The sequence below is a fragment of the Pseudothermotoga sp. U03pept genome (genome assembly GCF_051235805.1).
Lineage (GTDB): Bacteria > Thermotogota > Thermotogae > Thermotogales > DSM-5069 > Pseudothermotoga_B.
Map to the genome: position 1 here is coordinate 903,528 of NZ_JBPNXV010000001.1, position 18,438 is coordinate 921,965.

At 44.2% G+C, this 18,438-nt stretch carries 21 protein-coding genes; 6 read left to right on the forward strand and 15 right to left on the reverse strand.

All coding sequences use genetic code 11. The features are described 5' to 3' along the window. Positions 1-2: 2 nt before the first annotated feature. Together ACSFC1_RS04445 and xylB are read left to right on the forward strand one after the other, a co-directional pair. The gene (locus tag ACSFC1_RS04445) at positions 3-1,142 is read left to right on the forward strand and encodes an ROK family transcriptional regulator (RefSeq protein ID WP_435564917.1); all 1,140 of its coding nucleotides are present in this window, start codon (positions 3-5) and stop codon (positions 1,140-1,142) included. Between the two features lie 10 nt (positions 1,143-1,152). After that, entirely contained in the window at positions 1,153-2,637 is a 1,485-nt protein-coding gene (gene xylB / locus ACSFC1_RS04450; RefSeq protein WP_435564918.1) for a xylulokinase, read from the forward strand. Between the two features lie 235 nt (positions 2,638-2,872). Here xylB and ACSFC1_RS04455 read toward each other — a convergent pair whose 3' ends face one another. The 7 genes from ACSFC1_RS04455 to ACSFC1_RS04485 all read right to left on the reverse strand — a co-directional run bounded on the left by ACSFC1_RS04455 (position 2,873) and on the right by ACSFC1_RS04485 (position 9,073). Beyond that, the gene (locus ACSFC1_RS04455; protein WP_435564919.1) at positions 2,873-3,991 is read right to left on the reverse strand and encodes an ROK family transcriptional regulator; all 1,119 of its coding nucleotides are present in this window, start codon (positions 3,989-3,991) and stop codon (positions 2,873-2,875) included. Positions 3,992-4,024: 33 nt separating this feature from the next. Then, a complete protein-coding gene (locus ACSFC1_RS04460; RefSeq protein WP_435564920.1) occupies positions 4,025-4,873 on the reverse strand; it encodes a carbohydrate ABC transporter permease in 849 nt (282 codons plus the stop codon). A gap of 2 nt (positions 4,874-4,875) precedes the next feature. After that, positions 4,876-5,760 carry a carbohydrate ABC transporter permease gene (locus ACSFC1_RS04465; RefSeq protein WP_435564921.1) on the reverse strand — a complete coding sequence of 295 codons (885 nt, stop codon included), beginning with the start codon at positions 5,758-5,760 and terminating at the stop codon, positions 4,876-4,878. 57 nt (positions 5,761-5,817) lie between these two features. Next, positions 5,818-7,071 carry an extracellular solute-binding protein gene (locus ACSFC1_RS04470; RefSeq protein ID WP_435564922.1) on the reverse strand — a complete coding sequence of 418 codons (1,254 nt, stop codon included), beginning with the start codon at positions 7,069-7,071 and terminating at the stop codon, positions 5,818-5,820. A gap of 230 nt (positions 7,072-7,301) precedes the next feature. After that, positions 7,302-8,072 (reverse strand): helical backbone metal receptor, encoded by a 771-nt coding sequence (locus ACSFC1_RS04475; protein ID WP_435564923.1) that lies wholly within the window; start codon positions 8,070-8,072, stop codon positions 7,302-7,304. A gap of 63 nt (positions 8,073-8,135) precedes the next feature. Beyond that, entirely contained in the window at positions 8,136-8,861 is a 726-nt protein-coding gene (locus tag ACSFC1_RS04480) for an SDR family oxidoreductase (RefSeq protein WP_435564924.1), read from the reverse strand. Between the two features lie 59 nt (positions 8,862-8,920). Next, a complete protein-coding gene (locus ACSFC1_RS04485) occupies positions 8,921-9,073 on the reverse strand; it encodes a hypothetical protein (RefSeq protein WP_435564925.1) in 153 nt (50 codons plus the stop codon). A gap of 212 nt (positions 9,074-9,285) precedes the next feature. Between ACSFC1_RS04485 and ACSFC1_RS04490 the strand changes: the two genes are divergently transcribed. After that, positions 9,286-10,362, forward strand: a complete 1,077-nt coding sequence (locus ACSFC1_RS04490; protein ID WP_435564926.1) for a radical SAM/SPASM domain-containing protein — start codon at positions 9,286-9,288, stop codon at positions 10,360-10,362. A gap of 139 nt (positions 10,363-10,501) precedes the next feature. On the opposite strand, the gene ACSFC1_RS04495 is transcribed toward ACSFC1_RS04490, so the two are convergent. From ACSFC1_RS04495 to pyrH, 8 genes are all read right to left on the reverse strand, one after another. Then, entirely contained in the window at positions 10,502-11,050 is a 549-nt protein-coding gene (locus tag ACSFC1_RS04495) for a GNAT family N-acetyltransferase (RefSeq protein ID WP_435564927.1), read from the reverse strand. A gap of 4 nt (positions 11,051-11,054) precedes the next feature. After that, the gene (locus ACSFC1_RS04500; RefSeq protein ID WP_435564928.1) at positions 11,055-11,492 is read right to left on the reverse strand and encodes a C-GCAxxG-C-C family protein; all 438 of its coding nucleotides are present in this window, start codon (positions 11,490-11,492) and stop codon (positions 11,055-11,057) included. Next, positions 11,473-12,468 carry a threonine ammonia-lyase gene (locus tag ACSFC1_RS04505; RefSeq protein WP_435564929.1) on the reverse strand — a complete coding sequence of 332 codons (996 nt, stop codon included), beginning with the start codon at positions 12,466-12,468 and terminating at the stop codon, positions 11,473-11,475. Before ACSFC1_RS04505 ends, ACSFC1_RS04500 begins: the two co-directional genes overlap by 20 nt. 27 nt (positions 12,469-12,495) lie before the next feature. Continuing rightward, complete coding sequence (locus ACSFC1_RS04510) at positions 12,496-13,263, reverse strand: alpha/beta hydrolase (protein WP_435564930.1); 768 nt, start codon at positions 13,261-13,263, stop codon at positions 12,496-12,498. Positions 13,264-13,322: 59 nt separating this feature from the next. After that, the gene (locus tag ACSFC1_RS04515; protein WP_435564931.1) at positions 13,323-13,859 is read right to left on the reverse strand and encodes a GNAT family N-acetyltransferase; all 537 of its coding nucleotides are present in this window, start codon (positions 13,857-13,859) and stop codon (positions 13,323-13,325) included. Continuing rightward, positions 13,856-14,785, reverse strand: a complete 930-nt coding sequence (locus tag ACSFC1_RS04520; protein WP_435564932.1) for a cation diffusion facilitator family transporter — start codon at positions 14,783-14,785, stop codon at positions 13,856-13,858. The genes ACSFC1_RS04515 and ACSFC1_RS04520 overlap by 4 nt, the downstream gene beginning before the upstream one ends. An 87-nt stretch (positions 14,786-14,872) precedes the next feature. Beyond that, positions 14,873-16,159, reverse strand: a complete 1,287-nt coding sequence (eno, locus tag ACSFC1_RS04525) for a phosphopyruvate hydratase (protein WP_435564933.1) — start codon at positions 16,157-16,159, stop codon at positions 14,873-14,875. An 11-nt stretch (positions 16,160-16,170) separates the two neighbouring features. Continuing rightward, on the reverse strand, positions 16,171-16,872 hold the full coding sequence (gene pyrH / locus ACSFC1_RS04530; protein WP_435564934.1) for a UMP kinase: 702 nt from the start codon (positions 16,870-16,872) through the stop codon (positions 16,171-16,173). A 144-nt stretch (positions 16,873-17,016) separates the two neighbouring features. Between pyrH and ACSFC1_RS04535 the strand changes: the two genes are divergently transcribed. The 3 genes from ACSFC1_RS04535 to ACSFC1_RS04545 are packed head-to-tail and all read left to right on the forward strand — an operon-like array spanning position 17,017 to position 18,410. After that, positions 17,017-17,391: a DUF2089 domain-containing protein gene (locus ACSFC1_RS04535; RefSeq protein WP_435564935.1), complete on the forward strand. Its 375-nt coding sequence runs from the start codon at positions 17,017-17,019 to the stop codon at positions 17,389-17,391. Then, entirely contained in the window at positions 17,388-17,612 is a 225-nt protein-coding gene (locus ACSFC1_RS04540; protein WP_435564936.1) for a hypothetical protein, read from the forward strand. Before ACSFC1_RS04535 ends, ACSFC1_RS04540 begins: the two co-directional genes overlap by 4 nt. Positions 17,613-17,624: 12 nt before the next feature. Continuing rightward, entirely contained in the window at positions 17,625-18,410 is a 786-nt protein-coding gene (locus tag ACSFC1_RS04545) for a DUF4097 family beta strand repeat-containing protein (protein ID WP_435564937.1), read from the forward strand. The last annotated feature ends 28 nt before the right edge of the window (positions 18,411-18,438 follow it).

Consider the following 18,438-nt stretch of genomic DNA (forward strand, 5'->3'; position numbering starts at 1 on the left):
TTTTGAAAAAATACAACTCACCGTGGATCAAAGTGCTGAACAAGAGAAATATTTTGAAGATCGTACACGAGAGTCGACCTTTGTCACGCTCGGAGATCTCTGAAATCACTGGATTGACACCGAGCAGTGTAACACGGATCACAAAAGAACTGATCGACGAAGGTTTCGTACAGGAGATAGGTTCAGAGGGAAAGAATTCTCCGGGACGGCGCCGAATCTTGCTCGACATAAAGAACGAAGCGTTCCTCAGTCTTGTCTTCGACGTTGGTGTGAACGTCACTACTTACGGGCTGGGGTACTTCGATGGCATAGTGGTACTCGGTGGCTCGTTCGGCACGCCCAAAGTGCCTGAAGAATTTTTCGCAAAGGTGAGAGAGATCTATGAAAAGTATTCTGCCAACAATAAAATCAGTCGCGTTTCTTTTTCCGTACCAGGTATGGTGAACATGGAAGAAAATCGAATATTGATGGCACCGAACCTGGGCTGGCGTGATGTGTCCATAGGTGAGTTTCTGCATTTGGATGTTCCGATACTCGCAGACAACGAAGCCAATCTTTCGGTCTTCGCAGAAAAATATCACTCGGCGGACATGAAAGAAGTGAAAGAGGCAGTTTTCATCGTAGTGAGAGAAGGTGTTGGCACGGGTGTTCTCATCGATGGAAAGCTGTACCGAGGTCCAACGTACACAGCCGGTGAGGCTGGACACATGACGGTGGACATGAACTCCGACAGGCGCTGTCATTGTTTGAACAAAGGTTGCTGGGAATTCTATGCTTCAATTAACTGGGCAATAGAACACTACGATGGCAAACTGGAAGGCAAGAACGCGATAGAGAAGTTTGCAGCCTTGAAAAAGAAGAAGGACAGTAGAAAGGTCTTAGAGAAATTGGCACAGAACATCGCAATCGGTATTGTGAACGTCGTGAATATCCTAAATCCAGAGATAGTGATACTGGGCGGAGAGGTTCAAGATCTTGGGGAGTACTTCTACCAGATCATAGAAGAAGAGGTCAAACAGAGGGCATTGAAGGATGCCGCAAGTGGATTGAAGATAAGACCTTCGATCTTCAGAACCATAAGTTCAAATCTGGTAGGTGCTGCTGTTCTCGCTGTTGACAACATCATCGAGAACGTGATGTGAGGTGATATTTGTGGAACTGCTCGTAGGTTTAGACCTCGGAACAACTGGAGTGAAAGGAATTCTTGTTGATCAAAATGGAAAACTCCTTGCAGTGCACGGCGAAAAGCTTTCTCTGTCGACCCCGAAGCCTGCTTGGGCAGAACAAGATCCCAACGAGTGGTGGACCGCAGCATTCAAGGTTTTGAAAGCACTTTCAGACCATGCGACGAGAATTGGAGGAACGATAAGAGCTCTTGCGACGAGTGGACAAATGCACAGCCTGGTGGTCATTGACAAGGAAGGTCATGTGCTTCGAGATGCAATACTCTGGTGTGATCAGAGAACTTACACTGAGTGCGAGGAAGCGACTAACTTGCTCGGAAAAGAAGAGCAGGTCTTGAAGATGGTCGGTAATCCAATCCTGACTGGTTTCACACTGCCAAAGCTGCTTTGGTTGAGAAAAAACGAGCCTGAGGTGTACGAAAAGATCTACAAGATAATGCTTCCAAAGGATTTCATTAACTACATGCTCACAGGCAGCATAAAAACGGAGCATTCAGACGCTTCTGGAACAACGATCTACGATCTCTCGAAGATGTGTTGGAGTGAGGACATTCTCAAAGCACTGAAGCTGTCGAAAGAGATCCTTCCCGAGATCTTGCCGTCGAACGGGATCGTGGGGAAGGTCAAAGATGAGATCGCAAGAGAGCTTAATTTTGACGAGGTAATAGTTGTCGCGGGAGGTGCCGATAACGCATGTGCGGCGCTCGGTGTCAATGTGACTGAGCCGGGCGATGTGATGGTGAGTCTTGGCACCTCAGGGACGGTGGTGGCACCAACGTACACTGGTTCGTACGATCCGAAAGGTAGAGTTCACTTCTTTGCACACACGGTTCCCAAGATGAGGTACCACATGGGTGTGATGCTCACTGCTACGTACTCTCTTGAATGGTTTAAAGAGCGGTTCTTGTATGAAGAGTATGATGAAATAAACGAGTCTGTGGCGAAGGTACCAATTGGTTCAAGTGGAATTCTTTTTCTGCCTTATCTGAACGGTGAAAGAACACCACACAGAGATCCATACGCAAGAGGAGTATTCTTTGGGCTTTCTTCTTTTCATTCGAAGTGGGATGTTGTAAGAGCAATATTCGAGGGGGTAAGCTTTGGAATAAAAGATTCCTTTGAGATTCTCAAGGAACTTGGTCTGGAAGTGAAGGCAGTCCGCATCGCTGGAGGAGGCTCAAAGAGTAAGGTGTGGAATCAGATGTTGGCAGATGTACTCGGTGTTGAGATACAAAAACCTCTTGTGAATGAAGGAGCATCTTACGGTGCGGCAATGCTGGCGTGCTCTGGTTATTTCAATCTCGATGTGAGAAAGATATCAAGAGATTGGTTCAAACTAAGAGAAACAACGATTCCAAGACAAGAGAATGGAGAACTCTATGAGAAAGTCTATGCCAGATTCAGGAAGCTGTATGGTGTCTTGAAAGAAACCTTTCGGGAAGGACACAACTGAAGGCGCTGGCTTACCTTTTCTTGTCGATGAATGTATTGCTGTCCTTTTGTATGCTCTTCAAGGTGCATAAGTTTTCTGCAGTGTTGCCACCTTGATGCAAATGAAGATATCAACGGTGAATGTTCTCAGCAAGTTTTTGGTGTGGTATGACAGGAGCTTGAACAAGCGGATCTGCAGAACCCAGTCTGTGAAGAATCTGCACTTTGACACTCCACGTAAGGCTGTAGATTATTTTTCAAACGACAAAGATCTCACGCTGAACTAAGTTCACAGCACCGAGTAATACACCACTGTCACCGAGAGATGCTCTTTCAAATGAAATGTGTTCGAGTATTTCATTCGGTACTGTACTCTTGAGAATCGGCATGACTTTGCTTGTGATTATTTCATACTGGTTGTAGCCTATTGCTCCACCGAGAACAACGATCTCAGGATCAAAGAGACAAACTGCGTTAGAGATTGCCAACGCAAGATGTCCACAGGCTTCTTCTAAGAAACTCGCCAAGACTGAATCTTTCTGTGCCAACTCGAAGAAATCTTTGACAGAAGTGTGGGCAGAATCTTTCAGCAGGATCTTTTCGAAGGCATATCCAGAGAACCATCTTTCGAGCCTTCCAAATGGAAAGTTGTGATCCTTTTCTCTGCTCCAATCTGTGATTGTGTAACCCAATTCACCAGCCATTCCGTTTGATCCTTCGTACAGTTCACCATTTATGATGATTCCCATGCCTGTACCGGTGCCGAGAGAAACCAGTAAGAGATTTTTCTTTCCCTTAGCAGAACCTTTCCACATTTCACCCAGCGCGTTCAAAGTCACATCGTTACCCAAAAGTACTGGTTTCTTAAATGTATTTTGCAGAGCCTCTTTCAAGGGGAAATCTTTGATGCCAAAGGCGGGCATGTACCTGACCAGACCACTCTTTGGATCCACGGTGCCAGGTACTCCAACACCAATCCCAAGAACTGACTTTGGCTCAAAGTTCAAAGATTTGATCGCATCGACTATTCTATCGAGCAGAAGCTCGGGTGAAGAGATACCTTTGGAAGAAAAATCATTTCTGTGTAAGATCTTTCCATTGAGATCTGTCAATGCAACGCGCAGATTTGTTCCACCAAGATCTACGCCGACTACAAAGCGGAACTGTGGATTGAACTCCAAAAGTATGGGTCTCTTGCCACCACGTTTTGAGCTTTCACCCTTCTTCACTTCCTTGATGACACCGAGCTTGAGCAGATGATCCACTGCCTCAGACACAGCCGGCTTGCTCAGTCCGACAGACTTTGCTATCTTCGCCCGCGAGACTAAGGAGTTTTTTCTTATGAATTTGAGAACAAGCATCTGTGAGTTTTTCAACTTATTCAGCTCCCTCTATAATAATTGTAATTTTCACTCTTTCACAGCACCTTTGGCAAGACCTTCAACCAAGAACGGTTGGAAGGCGATAGCAAAGACGATCGGTGGAATCATCGATATGACTCCTGCTGCGGTCATGAGCGGGTAGCTGGTGTAGAATCTTCCCATGAACTCAGCAACACTGATGGGCATCGTCTTTGCATTCAGGCTTGTTGTGAGAACTAACGCCATGATGAATTCGTTCCAAGCCGCCAAAAAGACAAAGATGCTTGATGTGAAAAGAGCAGGTTTGGAGATGGGAAGCAGGATCTTCCAGAGTGCTTTGAGGTAACTACAGCCATCTATTATCGCAGCTTCCTCCATGGAGGCAGGAATTCTTCTGAAATACGAACCAACTATCCACATCGCGAACGGCAGGTTCAATGCAACATAGACAATCGATAGAGAGAGTTTATTGTCAAGAAGATTGAAACGCGAGAGTATCAGGTAGATTGGGATCACCAAGATCGCAGGCGGAAGCATTTGTGTTAAAACGACAAAGAAACTGATGTACTCTCTCAGCGGTACCTGCAGCCTTTCGATGGCATACGCAGCCAATATTGCGAGAAAAAGTGTGACGAAGGTCACAAAAACAGAGACAACAATGCTGTTCAAAATCGTTCTTCTGAATTGATAACCGACACTGTAGACATCTTTTTTCAGTCCCAAAACATTCCTGTAATTCTCCCATGTTGGATGTGGAGGAAACCAGCTGCGCGATGTTTTTGACAGATCACGATCCTTTGAAAGACTCGTGGCGAAGGTCCAATATATTGGAATGACTGAGGCTATGACTAATAAGAGCAAGCCGACGATCAGCAGTATCTTGTAGAGTATGCGCACAGTTATTCCTCCCCAGCGTAGGTGAACAGTAGCTTTCGATAGAAGATCACCAGCAGAGAAACTATGCCAAGTAAGATGTAAGACATTGCTGAAGCTCTGCCAAATTTGTATGCCTCAAAGGCGGTTCTGTAGATCTCGTAAGAGACTACTCTGGTGAGTCCGGCTGGTCCACCACCTGTCACTGCATAGACCAGTTCGAAAAGTTTAAAAGTCAAGATAGTTTTCATCACCAGAAGGAGTTGAGTAAACGGCTTGAGCAGTGGAACTGTTATATACCAAACAGATTGAATGCCGCGCGCACCATCTATCTTGGCGGCTTCGTAAAGCTCATCTGGAATTGATTTCATTCCTCCAAGATATATGATCGTTGCAAAGGCAGTACCCTGCCAAAGATTTGCAATGAGCAAAGAAGGCAGAGCCCACTTTGGGTTTGTGAGCCAGTAGATAGGTTTGTCGATGATGCCAAGTAGAATGAGGGTTTGATTTACAAAACCATAACTGGCGTTAAAAGCCCACTTCCATATCAAAGCATGAACAATTGGAGGTAGTACGTAAGGCAGAAGAACCAAGGAGATCCACAAAGACTTCAATGGAAGTCTTTTGTTCAAAATCAAGGCACCCACAAAACCAAGAAAGATGCCCACAGTCACATCGACGATCACAAAATAGCTGGTGTTCAAGAAAGAACGCCACCACGTTTTGTCGATGAATACGTCGAGGTAATTTCTTAGCCCAACAAAAGAAAAAGATATCTTTCCGCGAAGAAATCTCACATCGAAGAGACTCAGATAAAAGGCATACGAAAGAGGAAACAAAAGAACCAAGATTAATATCAAGACAGCGGGTAGGATTATCAAATAACCAAGTCTTTTTTTTCTTCTTTCCAAAGTCTGTTAACCCCCTCTGGTCTTGCTTAAGAAAGGCGGGGGTTAGCCCGCCTTGTCTTACTTATTCTTTTTTTGCCACTCGTCACGAATGTTGATGGCAGCTTTTGCAGCGTCGTTTAAAGCAGCTTGAGGAGACTTTCTGCGAGTCAGTGCATTGTGGAGCTCTTCTTGTAGGGCAGAAGAGAATTCTAAGTACCAAGGCACCTGTGGTCTGTGGACGATGTACATCGCCTGTTCATACATTTTGTCTAAACCTCTGACGGTCTTTTGAAACTCTGGATTTTCCCACACCGATTTCCAACCAGGGACGATTCCAGCCTTTAACGCCGCATCAAGAGATCCCTCTGGACCAGCGAGGAACTTTATGTACTCGAAGGCTTCCTTTGGATTTTTCGTGCCGTAAGAGATCGCCCAACCCATTGGTCCAGAGACACTGTATGGGTGCTTGCCATCAACAGACGGCATTAATCCTATCTCCCACTCACCAGGACCGTTCGATATCTCTGGGTTATCCAAATCTATGAGTGGCAGACCCCACATCATGCCAAAGGCGATGTCTTTGTTGTAGATTGCTTTGTACACTTCTGTCTCAGTCCAGGCAAGCGATTCTGGATTCACAATTTGATGTTTGTAGATCATATCGACCATGAACTGCACTGCCTGAACGCCCTTCTCATCGTTGAATACAGGATTGAGATTCTCATCGAAGAATTTGCCGCCAAAGCTTGAAAGAATCGCTACAAAGTCACATATCAGTGATTCCTTTTGCGCCCAAGACCAGGCGGTGGCATACTTCACAAGCCCTGCTTGCTGTAGCTTCTTTGAAAGCTCGACCACACCGTCCCAGGTTTTCGGGAACTCCGTGTAACCGACTTTTTTGATGAGCTCTCGGTTGTAGACGAAGGATTTCCATTCAGAAACCCACGGCAAACCGTACCAATGACCTTTGTATGCCATGCCGCTGAGCGCAAATGGAACTGCGTCATTTTTCAAGTCCTCGGTGAGCCATTCGTCGACTGGTAACACCCAGCCTGACTCAACGTACATAGGTACCTCTACACAGTCGATGATGAAAATGTCATACTGTGAGCCGCCGGCAAGCATCGAGGCGATGAGTTTGATGTTTTGATCTCTTCCATAGGGAACGACGGTGATGTTCACACGCACGCCTGTTTTGTCGTAGAACATCTGGTTTCGCTGAATGTAGTAGCCAAGGTCTTCTGGTCCAAAGATGGTGTTCAGATCGATCGTGCTTGCCATGAGTGTGACGATTGCAAAGCACAGAAACAGTGAAGCAACGACCTTTTTCATGCCAACCCCTCCCCAAAGGAATTGTGGTTCTTTTAGGTTAGTTAAGGTGAATTACTAACCTCATCGTACTACTTTCTTAGAGATTGTCAAACGCAATGAACAGTCATTATCGGCTATCGAGCGGAGATTTGATGAAAAAAAGACATGCAGGTCTCTTTTTCTTCATTGTTGGAGTTTTTTCTCCTGATTTTGTGCTCTTGAACTCAAAGTTAACACTCAGTGCTTCTTGCTTAACATAGCCTTTGTGTTTGAGTTTCATGGAGTTGTTCACTCAACCAAAAGATCGTGTCGAGTATGGAAGGACCGTCATGAATGATGTTTCTGCCCTTTGTTATCCCTGAGTGTATGATCTTTTGAAACCAATTCCATTTGCGTGAGCGAAGAATTTCTGAAGGATCTATGGGAAAATCAGGTTCTTGAAAGAATATCGCCGTCTTGGGCTTGAGCATTTCAACAGCTTTCAGATCTGGTGTTATGTAGCTTTCACAGAGATCTGAGAAGATGTTCTTTCCACCAGCAAAGTAGACAAGATCGTCTATGAAGCTCAAGCCACCTATGGTTCTAAGATACCTGCCAAGCCAAAGTTCAACATAAATAGGTTCGTGGTTGAAGTCATTCTGTTCTTGTAAGTTACACAGTTTCATTTGTTGTTTGTGAACGAGTTCTTTGGCTTCCTTCAATTTGCCTGTCAGTCCACCCAAGGTGATGATGTTCTCCCAAATGCCGCTGATGGACTTTGCCAATGGTAAGACAAAGATTGTAAAACCTTCCCTCTTCAGTTGAGCTGCAAGCTTTTCTTGGACACCGGTGGTGAGCAAAACAAGATCTGGCTTAAGAGTTCGAAGTTGTTGCTTGTCGACGCTCAGATAATCTCCCACAACTACAGCTTGAAGATCTTTGACATAACGAGAACAATAAGTTGAGACACCGACTACTTGATCTTTGGCATCTATCTCGAACAAGGTTTCTGTAAAACCAGAAACTAAACTGACTATCCTCAAAGAGTACACCTCCAAGATCATTGATAAACTTAGAGCACAAGCAGGCAGAGGAAAGACTGATTATTACAGATAGATCATCTTTTTTGTCATACCACCATCGATGACAAAGTGCTGCCCGGTTATGAAACCACTTTTTTCCTCGTCTGCCAAGAAGAATACTAACTGCGCGATATCTTTTATCGTGCCGGCTCTGCCAACCAAGTGCTGTGAATGTTCTTTTTCACTTATGATTTCATCTTCATGCAAGATCCAACCTGGGCAAACGGCGTTCACTCTGATCTTTGGACCAAGCGAGTTTGCCAAAGCGTGAGTCAAACCTAAGATACCTGCCTTCGAGGCACTGTAGGCTTCGTTACCAGGTTCAGACATCAAAGCTCTTGTTGAAGAAATGTTTATGATCGCACCTGTGCCCGGGTTTTCTAAGATGAGTGGAACACCAAATCGTGCCATGAGAAAATAACCAGTTAGATTGACCTGAATCACACGAGACCATTCTGCAACACTCAGTTGAAGAAAATCTTTAAAACCCCCAATGGCTGCGTTGTTGATGAGCACATCGAGTCTGCCAAATCTCGATTTCACCTTTCCATAGAAATCTTTGACTGCACATTCGTCAGAAACATCACCCCAGTAAGTCAGGAGATCTTCGCTGATAGGAAACTCTTTCAGCCCTTGCTCGTCCAAATCGATGATACCCACCTTCCAACCGTTGTTTAAAAACTCTAAAGCGATTCCCTTACCTATGTTCTTTGCTCCACCGGTTATGACCATCACTCTTTCTTGTTGCATCGAGATCACCCCCGATTATTTTAAATTTCACACACAATATTTGTATAATTGTTGATGATTCACTTCGATCTTTCAAAGTCCTCTCGCTCATTCAATTCAATGGTAGCACCACTTTTTCCAAGAATAGCAGAAAGACCAGCCTGCAGGTCATCTTTCACTATTGAAACCGTCCAGATGCACTCTTCATCTTCGTACATGGTTTTAATCAACACTGTTGTCGCAACACCAGCAGCAAGAGCTGTATCGCCTTTGTTTTATGATTTCATATGCTGTGTCGCTTGTTATCTCAGAGATTAGATCCAACAAAGTGAAAGCCTGACTCCGTAATTGTAGAAAGAACATTATCTACGCATCTTGTCATAGAATTGTTCATATTATTGTGATTTCGAATGCTATACTGAGAAGACTAAAAGGAGGAATTCTTTTGAGTTTTCTTGATGGTCTTTCAGATGCTACGAACTCGGTGAGCCCGAGGTTTTCAAGAGTTCTCATTCCATGGATCTTAAAAAATCCAAGATACCTGCGTCAGTCACTCGTTTTGATCAAAAGCTTCCGTGAATGTAATTCAAAACGCGAGCAGCTACTTCGCAAAGAAAAATTGTTAGTGCCTCCCGTGATGATATTGAGTGTTACAAACGACTGCAATTTGCAGTGCAGCGGCTGTTTTGTCGAGAGGATCTACGGCAGACAAATGACAATCTCAGACTGGCATAACGTTGTAGCACAGGCTAAGGAACTCGGGGTCTTTGCCTTTCTCATAGCAGGTGGAGAGCCATTCTTAGTCGATGGTCTGCTCGATCTGATTTATTCTAACCAAGATCGTGTCTTTGCTGTTTTCACGAATGCCACAGTTGTCGATGATGAGAATTTGAGACAGTTACAGGCAACCTCTAACACAGTTGTCGTTGTGAGCTTGGAAGGAGACGAAAAATTGACAGATGAACGAAGAGGTATGGGTGTTTATGAAAAAGCGATAAGAGTTCTACAGAAGCTCTCGAAAAGAGGCGTGCTCAGTGGCGTTTCCATAACCATAACCAGCGATAACTTCACTTACTGGATCAAGGATGAAAATATAGACAAGCTTACAACACTCGGCGTGAAACTGTGTTTCTTCATCGAGTATATTGCTGCCGAACAGGATATAAAAATGCTCAGCGATGAACAACACAAGATCTTCAGAGAAAAGGTTTTGCGTTACAAAGAGGAAAAACCAATCTTCTTTGTTCATTCTCCAGGTGATGAACAACCTTTCGGTGGATGCGTTTCCGCAGGAAGAGGATTCGTACACGTGAATGCGTTTGGAGATCTGACACCTTGTCCTGTCAGTACAGTCAGTACCCACAATCTCAAGAGAACCACACTGAAGGAAGCGCTAAGCGGTGAATTACTCAAGGAAATTCGAGAGAACAGGTTGCTTGAAGATGGTAAAGGTCCATGTTCTCTGATTTTTCATCAAGCAGAGGTTCTTCAGATCCTACAAAAAGTGAAATCACAAGCTTGATCACAAGATGCAAAACTTTTACCGAGCAATAAAATCTTCAACTATGGCGACTGCAGAACTTTTCATATTTTGCTGTCTATGAGATGTCGCATCTTAGTCAATGAATTGTGCAAGATTTTGTGCATTGATTTGCAAGGTCTTAGCACTCTATCTTGTAAACCATGTCGATTCTCACTTCGGCTTTGGCGATGTCATCATTTGAATAGGCTGTTAAATCACAACCGTTGAATTCAAAGCCTTGCTTTTTGTAGAATTCGATTGCGCTGTTGTTGGTTTGTGTTTCTAAAACAACTGCACGACAGTTCAGCTCTCGTGCAATTTGTTTGGCTTTTTCGACGAGCATCTTGCCAACACCTTTGCCGCGGTATTCTTCAAGTACGAGCAATTCGTGTATTCTCAATCTGTTGTTCCAACTTTCTTTGGCAATGGTCATCCAGGCGATGATCTGTCCATCTATCTCGACACCAAAGATCTGCGACGTACCATCGCTCTCATCGTCCATCCACTGTTGCCAAAGAGGTTCGTAATAGTCTTTTGAGATCAGCCTTTCGCTTTCGTGCCGCTTCAGTTCGATGGTCCAATTATCTTCAGAGCATCTCACATTCAAAGCATAGTAAGTCTTGCTGAACCATTTGAAATGGAGCTTGAAATCTTTCCAGCTTTCCTTGTCAAGTTCAATAATCTTCATTGAATCACCTGTGTGATTGAGATTGCAATAAACTCTCCAAAATTTCACAAGAATCTCTTACATACTTTGGGCAGAGTGTTTTGAACAAGTTCTTTCTTCTTGCCAGTTCGAGTTCTTCTGCATTGCTTATATCACATCCAAGAAGTTCCTTGCAGTAAATCGAGCCATTCAGTGATTTGAAATGTGAAGCAAACTCTCTGGCTAAAAGATACGTCTTTTCTTTCGACTGAGGTTCAGAGCCACCATATCTCAAACCGATTATCATAAAAGCACCTGTGACGGCACCACATACATCTGCCAATCGAGCCATTCCACCACCGAAGGCACACGAGATCTTCGCGGCTGTTTTTTCATCTATGCCAAACTCTGGAGCGTAGGCGGCAAAGACTGACTGAGCACAGCTCAAATTGCTTTCAAACAACTCAATGGCTCGCTGTTTCACTTTGATCACCTTCTTTTTTCTTGATCTCTCTGATCCATTCAGACAAGGCAATCAAATCAACGTTGCCACCAGAGAGTATTGCCACTACTCTCTTGTTCTTAAGAGGTACTTTGTTCGCTAACAGGGCGGCAACGGTGACAGCACCAGAAGGTTCTACAAGCAATTTCAATCGTTCGAGTAAGAAGAGAACAGCTCTCTTGATATCTTCTTCGGTCACAAGTAAAATGTCTTCGACATACTTTTGAACCAATGGAAAGGTGAGTTTTCCTGGGGATGTGGTTCTCAAACCATCGGCTATGGTGTCGATTTTGTGAAGTTCAACCAGCTGACCTGCTTTGAAGGAAAGATAGGTGCTGTTGCTCTGTTCTGGCTCCACACCATAGATCTTCACATTTGAAAGTTGTTCTTTCACTGCAACCGAGATGCCGCTTATCAAGCCACAGCCGCCACACGGCACCAAGACTGCGTCGAAGTGTCCTAATTCTTCTACAAGCTCAAGACCTATCGTTCCTTGACCAGCCATGATCCAGGGATGGTCAAAGGGTGGCACGAAGACCTTTCCAGTTTGCACACAGATCTCTTCTGCACGTTTGAGCCTTTCTTTCGATGTCTTGCCACATCGCTCTATCGTTGCTCCATAATTGAGCATCGCAGAGAGTTTTGCCTTTGAGACATCCTCAGGAACAACGACGGTGACATCTACTCCGAGCAATCTTCCAGCGCAGGCAAGAGCTTGACCGTGGTTACCTGAAGAGCCTGTTACAACACCTTTTCTGCGCTCTTCTTCGCTCATAGACATGAGAAAATTCATAGCTCCACGGAATTTGAAAGAACCACTCTTTTGGAGATTCTCAGCCTTCAAATAGACGAAGTTGTTGGAAAGTTCATTCAGTGTTTGAGAAGTGAAAAGAGGTGTTCTATGAGACCATTTTGATATCTTTTGCATTGCATTCTTTACGTCTGTGAGTTTTATCATCTTTAACTCTCCTTTGACTCTGGACTGTCACTGAGCAAAGAATTCCAAGATCTTCTCAGCGACGAGTTCTTTCTCTATATCGTTGGTCACGGGATGGGCACTCTTTTCTAAGACAACTGTTTTGAACTGGTTTTTCAAACGCGATCTTATGATGTCTAAGACCGACATGGGTACGCTGTTGTCTTTCTGAGTGACGATCACAAGAGTTTCAGATTGTACCATTTCAAGGTGTTCAATAGCAGTTCTTTGTAGTCTGTACAACTGGGCAGCAGGCTTTATGAAGATCTTGTTCCAGTACTCTTGTGCAAGTTTGTTGAGCGAGGCATCTTCAAAGTTGGGGGGTTCTTTTCTTGTATAACTGACAAAAAGACTCATCAATGGGGTGAGTGGCAATCGTTTGTCTGTCACTTGGAAGGCAGGAGCTGCGAGCACCAGTTTTGGCGACTTGAACCTCGCTGCGACTATCGTCGCAAGCAGTGCCCCCATCGAAAGTCCCACAACGTAAATCTTATCACAGTGAATGGTCAAATCAATGTACGCGTCGATCGAACGACGTAGCCAGTCCTTCCATTTGCTGTTCAAAAAGTCTTTGTGGCTGGTGCCGTGTCCTGGAAGCCGCGGTACAGAAACGGTGAAACCAGATTGATAAAGTCTGTCAGCCAAATAGTTCATGTCGTGCGGACTGCCTGTAAAACCGTGGATTAACAAGACTCCTGTGCTGCCGTTCTTTTTAAAGATAGGCAAACATATGGGATCAAGAAGACGAATCTTCTCATTGTAGATCTTCAGATTCACGAAAACACCCCCGCAAAGATTATAACAATTTTGAATTGAAATTACTCTCTTAATGATTCTCAGCCTTTTGATCTTGCAAAGTATTCATCGCTGAGTACACTCATGATGAGAACATCGTGGTATTTGCCTTTGATGTATCTTGCCTGTCTCAACCTACCTTCATGTACAAATCCACACTTCTCGTAAACGTGAATGCCCCTTGTGTTGTACTCATAGACTCTCAAAGCTATTCTGTGCAAATTGAGGTATTCGAAACCGTATTTCAGCGTGAGTAAAACCGCTTCGCTTCCGAGGCCTTTGTTCCAATACTGTTTGTCTGTTACTGCGATTCCAAACTCTGCAACTCTGTTCACCCAATCAATGCCATGTAAACCTGTTGTACCCACAAGTTTTTCTTCTTCGATCGGGACGATCGCGAAAACCACGTCACTTTGAGTGGAATACAGTTTTCTCACCCATTCTTCTTCGCGGATGTGATTCAACGGGAAAACCGAAAGTAAGTTTTCTCGAACTTCCAAGTCGTTGATGTTCAACAATTGGTCAATATCAGAGAGTTCAACTGGTCTGAGAATGGTTTTCTCACCTTTGAGAATCATCTCTTTGCACCTCCATTCGTCTGCTTTTCATTCAGCCCGTAGGCTTCACGTTCGATGTTCCCAATTGGTTCTACGTGAACCATGACATCGGCAATTCTGTCGTTCTGTTTTATTATGGCGTTCTTTACCATAGTTGCCACTTCATGACCTTCTTGCACCGAGATCTTTCCATCGACCTCTATATCGATGTCGACGAAGTACTTGTACCCCACCTGACGTACACGAACCTTATGAGGGTTACTGGCTTTCGTGACCGTTTCGATCGCCTTGAAGATCTGGTTGTATATCTGAAGATCTGTCATGCCATCCATCAACTCGTAGGTGGTCTCTTTGAAGATTTCAAAGGCGGTCTTGATGATCATCACAGAGATGATCAGTGCAACAATACCATCTATCCACAGAAGTCCCACTTTGTTGAGCACCACACCCAAAAAGACTGTTGACGAGATAAATATGTCGTTTCTCATATTCAGAGCGTCTGCTATGAACGCATAGCTGTTTATCTTCTTGCCAACTCTGTATTTATAGACAAACAGCCAGCTCTTCACAGCAACAGAGATTGCTGACACCAAGAGCGGCAGAAAACCTGCGATGAGCACGTGTTCACCTGTGAAGATCCTTTTGAGTGAAGAGATGAGTAGACTGACCCCAGCATAAAATATGACAAAGGAAACAACCTTGGCTGCGACTGTTTCTGCCCTCTCGTGACCATAGGGATGGGTTTCGTCAGGTGGACGGCTCGATATCTTGCTCGAGACGACCGTTGTGAGAGAGGTAAAGATGTCTGTGCCAGTGTCAATTCCATCTGCAAGTACCGCAGCACTTTTGAAAATCCATCCTATCAAGATCTTTGCCAGTGCCAAGCCTGCGTTTGCAAAAACTCCAATCCAAGCTGCTCTTGAAGAAATGCTGCTTCTTTCGTTCATGCTATCACCAGTTAGAGAAAGCGCGGCTGTTTGCCGCGCAAAGTTCACTGAGAGTTGCCTAAAATTATACACCTAATTTCTCTGTTTTCATCTACTGATACTGTAAAAGGCTTCCACACCTTTGTACTGTGGAGCAGTGCCAAGTTCTTCTTCGATTCTGAGCAGTCTGTTGTATTTCGCAATCCTTTCGCTTCTGGAAAGTGAGCCAGTCTTTATCATTCCGCAATTTGTCGCAATTGCCAGATCAGCTATGAAGGTGTCTTCGGTTTCACCAGATCTGTGAGATATAACACAAGTCATGCCGTGTTCTTTCGCGTATTCTATGGTGTCGAGTGTCTCGGTGACCGTTCCAATCTGGTTGAGTTTTATCAAGATGGAATTAGATGCCTTTTCTTTTACACCTTTCTTGAGCCTGTTTATGTTTGTAACATAGATATCGTCACCGACTATCTGAACTCTGTTTCCTATCTTTGCAGTGAGCTGAGCAAAGCCTTCCCAATCTTCTTCATCCAAAGGATCTTCCAGGCTTATGATTGGGTATTTCTCCACCAAAGAGACGTAGTATTCAACCAACTGTTTTGTAGTCTTTTGTGTTTTATCGATCTGGTATGTTTTCGTTTCACTGTCGTAGAAAGAAGATGCGGCGCTGTCCAAGGCAATGAAGATATCTTTACCTGGTTCGTACCCTGCTGCCTTTATCGCTTCGATCAAGACTTTTATTGCTTCCTCGTTCGAGGATAGATTTGGAGCAAAACCACCTTCGTCACCAACGCTGGTGACGTGTCCAGCGTCGTGCAAAATCTTCTTGAGGCTGTGAAAGACTTCAGCTCCATATCTGAGTGCTTCAGCAAAACAAGGTGCACCGGCTGGAACTATCATGAACTCTTGAATATCAAGGCTGTTGTCTGCATGTTTTCCACCGTTTATCACGTTCATGAATGGTACCGGTAGAACCTTTGCATTGGGACCACCCAAGTATTTGTAAAGCGGTAGATTCAGACTTGTAGCCGCCGCACGTGCAACAGCCATTGAAACTCCCAAAATTGCGTTTGCACCGAGTTTCGATTTGTTCTCAGTTCCATCGAGTTCAATCATAACTCTGTCAATCACTGGTTGGTCATAGACATTCATTCCGATGATCTTCGGTGCTATCGTTTCGTTCACGTTTCTCACTGCACTTTGAACGCCTTTACCCATGTACCTTTTTCCTTTGTCCCTAAGTTCAAGTGCCTCGAACTTCCCAGTGGATGCTCCAGATGGAACTATTGCTGAAGCGAAAGTTCCGTCTTCCAGAAAAACTTCCACCTCGACTGTTGGATTTCCTCTTGAATCGAGAACCTCTCTTGCCCTGATGTCAATGATCTCGTTGTACATCTGTTCACCTCCTAATCAGGTAATATAATACTACCAATTTGCTCACCGCGCACAGCTTTCAAAATAGCACCATCTTCAAAGAAATTCAAAACGACTATCGGCAATTTGTACCTTCCACAGATGGAAAAAGCTTCCATGTCCATTACTTTCAAACCCAGCTTGATGGCATCTTGGTAAGATATTTTTTCGAACTTGTGAGCACTTTTGCATCTTTTTGGATCGGAGTCGTACACACCGTCCACCTTAGTCGCCTTTATCAAAAGATTCGCACCCATCTCAACAGCCCTCAGCGCTGCTGCGGTATCGGTCGTAAAGAACGGATTACTGGTGCCGCCGGCAAAGACAACCACATATCCGGCATCAAAATACAGATTTATGTCGTCGTAGTGTATGGGTCTGATCGAAGGCAGGTTCGATATCTGTGAAACAACAACACATTTGACTCCATGGCTTTGAAGTGCACCCTTCAAGTACAAGCCGTTTATCACAGTTCCAAGCATGCCTATTTGATCTGCCAAGGAATGAGGAACTTCTGAAAGCTCTTCACCTCTGAATATGTTGCCTGCACCTATGACGATGCCAACATTTGCACCATAGTCTACCACCTTGGAGATCTGTTTTACAAGATATTCAATGTTTTCTCTGTCAAAGCCTCTGGAGCCTTCACCACACATCACCTCGCCGCTCAGTTTTATCAGAACCTTTTGATACAAGACAAATCCCTCCCAACAGATTTTATCAGAGTCGATCTCATTGAAAAGAAGTTTTGTGTTACTCCTTTGTGAGCTTGACAAAAATTGAAAGCAAGAGTACAATATGTTAAAGGTAAACTTAAAAATATGAAAGGAGAGATTTAAATGGCTCGTGTCATCTCGAAATGTCCAATCTGTGGATCGAATCTGATTGTAACCGAACTCAGCTGTCAATCATGTGGAACTGTTATAAAGGGGAGGTTTGAGTTAGAAGAGTTTTTCAGACTGACACCAGATCAACTCAATTTCTTGAGAGTATTCATAAAGGCAAGGGGAAATTTGAGTGACCTGCAAAAGGAACTGGGCATATCCTACCCAACGGCGCGATCGAGGCTTGAAGGAATCGTCAAAACATTGGGTTACGAGGCGCAAGAAGTGACTGAAGAAAAGCAAGTTGACGAACTCTTGGATAGACTCGAAAAAGGAGAGATTTCAGCACAGGAGGCTCTGGAGAAGATCAGGAGGCTGAGAGAAGAATGAAGATTGCCCTGCTGGTTAGTGGAGTGATAGGTGCCTTGTTGTTGATTTATATTGGCTCAAAATTGTTGCAGATGAAAGTGAAATCTGTGACCTTGGTATATTCGTTTTTCGTTGGTCTGTACGCCTTGCTTTTGATCGTTGGAAATATAGTTCCAATAATCGTGTACCTTGCGGGTGAACTGGTTGTCATATGGGTCATTGTGATCTTCATGGGTTTTTAGGAGGCGAAAAAGATGGAAAAACAATTGATTGACTTTGCCAAAATCAAGAAACTCGTGGTGAAGGTCGTCAGTGCCAACATCAAGATCTTCGGTCAATCGTCAGAGAATTACGTTGCCTACGAATCTCAAGAACCATCTTTGGAGTACAAAGATGACACCTTGGTGGTGAGTTCAAGAGATCAGCATTTTCTGAACTTCGGTTTTTCACACTCAGAAGGAAGATTGGAGCTTGCGATACCTGTTGATATGAAAGAAATATCGGTTGGCTGTGTTTCCTCAGATGTGACGATACGCTCGATAAGAACTGAGAGATTGATGGTAAGAACCGTTTCTGGCGATGTCCTGCTCGAAGATGTGGTTTGTAGTGATTGTCAGATGAAAACGGTATCTGGTGACATGACATTTGATTCGCCAGCCATTGAGAAGTTGGTCTTTTCGAGTGTTAGTGGTGATCTGACAATGAAAAATCTCGTAACTTGCGACAGCGAATGGATTATCACAACTACCAGTGGTGATATAAGCTTTGAAACAGTTGGCATACCGAATATGAGATTAACAATGCGTACAGCCAGTGGAGATTTAAATACAAACGTAGGTTACACACGCCAGGGTCGAGATTATCTCTTTGGTGACGGGAGAATGAGAATAACTGCAAACACAACCTCGGGAGATGTGCAGGTTAAAGCAACAAACAGGGCTGAGAGATCAGAAGGCATAGAAAAGAAGATTCTTAGGCTTGTAGCGAGTGGCAAGTTAACCTACGAACAAGCAAAGCAAATCCTCGACGAACTGAGCTGAGTTGTGGTATCATGGAGCACACAGGAGG

Excerpts from the sequence above, each read along its gene's own strand:
- ACSFC1_RS04470 (WP_435564922.1), bottom strand. The coding sequence starts at position 7,071 with ATGAAAAAGGTCGTTGCTTCACTGTTTCTGTGCTTTGCAATCGTCACA.
- ACSFC1_RS04480 (WP_435564924.1), bottom strand. The coding sequence starts at position 8,861 with ATGCAACAAGAAAGAGTGATGGTCATAACCGGTGGAGCAAAGAACATA.
- ACSFC1_RS04495 (WP_435564927.1), bottom strand. The coding sequence starts at position 11,050 with ATGAAGATTATTGAACTTGACAAGGAAAGCTGGAAAGATTTCAAGCTC.
- ACSFC1_RS04505 (WP_435564929.1), bottom strand. The coding sequence starts at position 12,468 with ATGATAAAACTCACAGACGTAAAGAATGCAATGCAAAAGATATCAAAA.
- ACSFC1_RS04515 (WP_435564931.1), bottom strand. The coding sequence starts at position 13,859 with ATGATTCTCAAAGGTGAGAAAACCATTCTCAGACCAGTTGAACTCTCT.
- ACSFC1_RS04520 (WP_435564932.1), bottom strand. The coding sequence starts at position 14,785 with ATGAACGAAAGAAGCAGCATTTCTTCAAGAGCAGCTTGGATTGGAGTT.
- eno (WP_435564933.1), bottom strand. The coding sequence starts at position 16,159 with ATGTACAACGAGATCATTGACATCAGGGCAAGAGAGGTTCTCGATTCA.
- ACSFC1_RS04535 (WP_435564935.1), top strand. The coding sequence starts at position 17,017 with ATGGCTCGTGTCATCTCGAAATGTCCAATCTGTGGATCGAATCTGATT.
- ACSFC1_RS04540 (WP_435564936.1), top strand. The coding sequence starts at position 17,388 with ATGAAGATTGCCCTGCTGGTTAGTGGAGTGATAGGTGCCTTGTTGTTG.
- ACSFC1_RS04545 (WP_435564937.1), top strand. The coding sequence starts at position 17,625 with ATGGAAAAACAATTGATTGACTTTGCCAAAATCAAGAAACTCGTGGTG.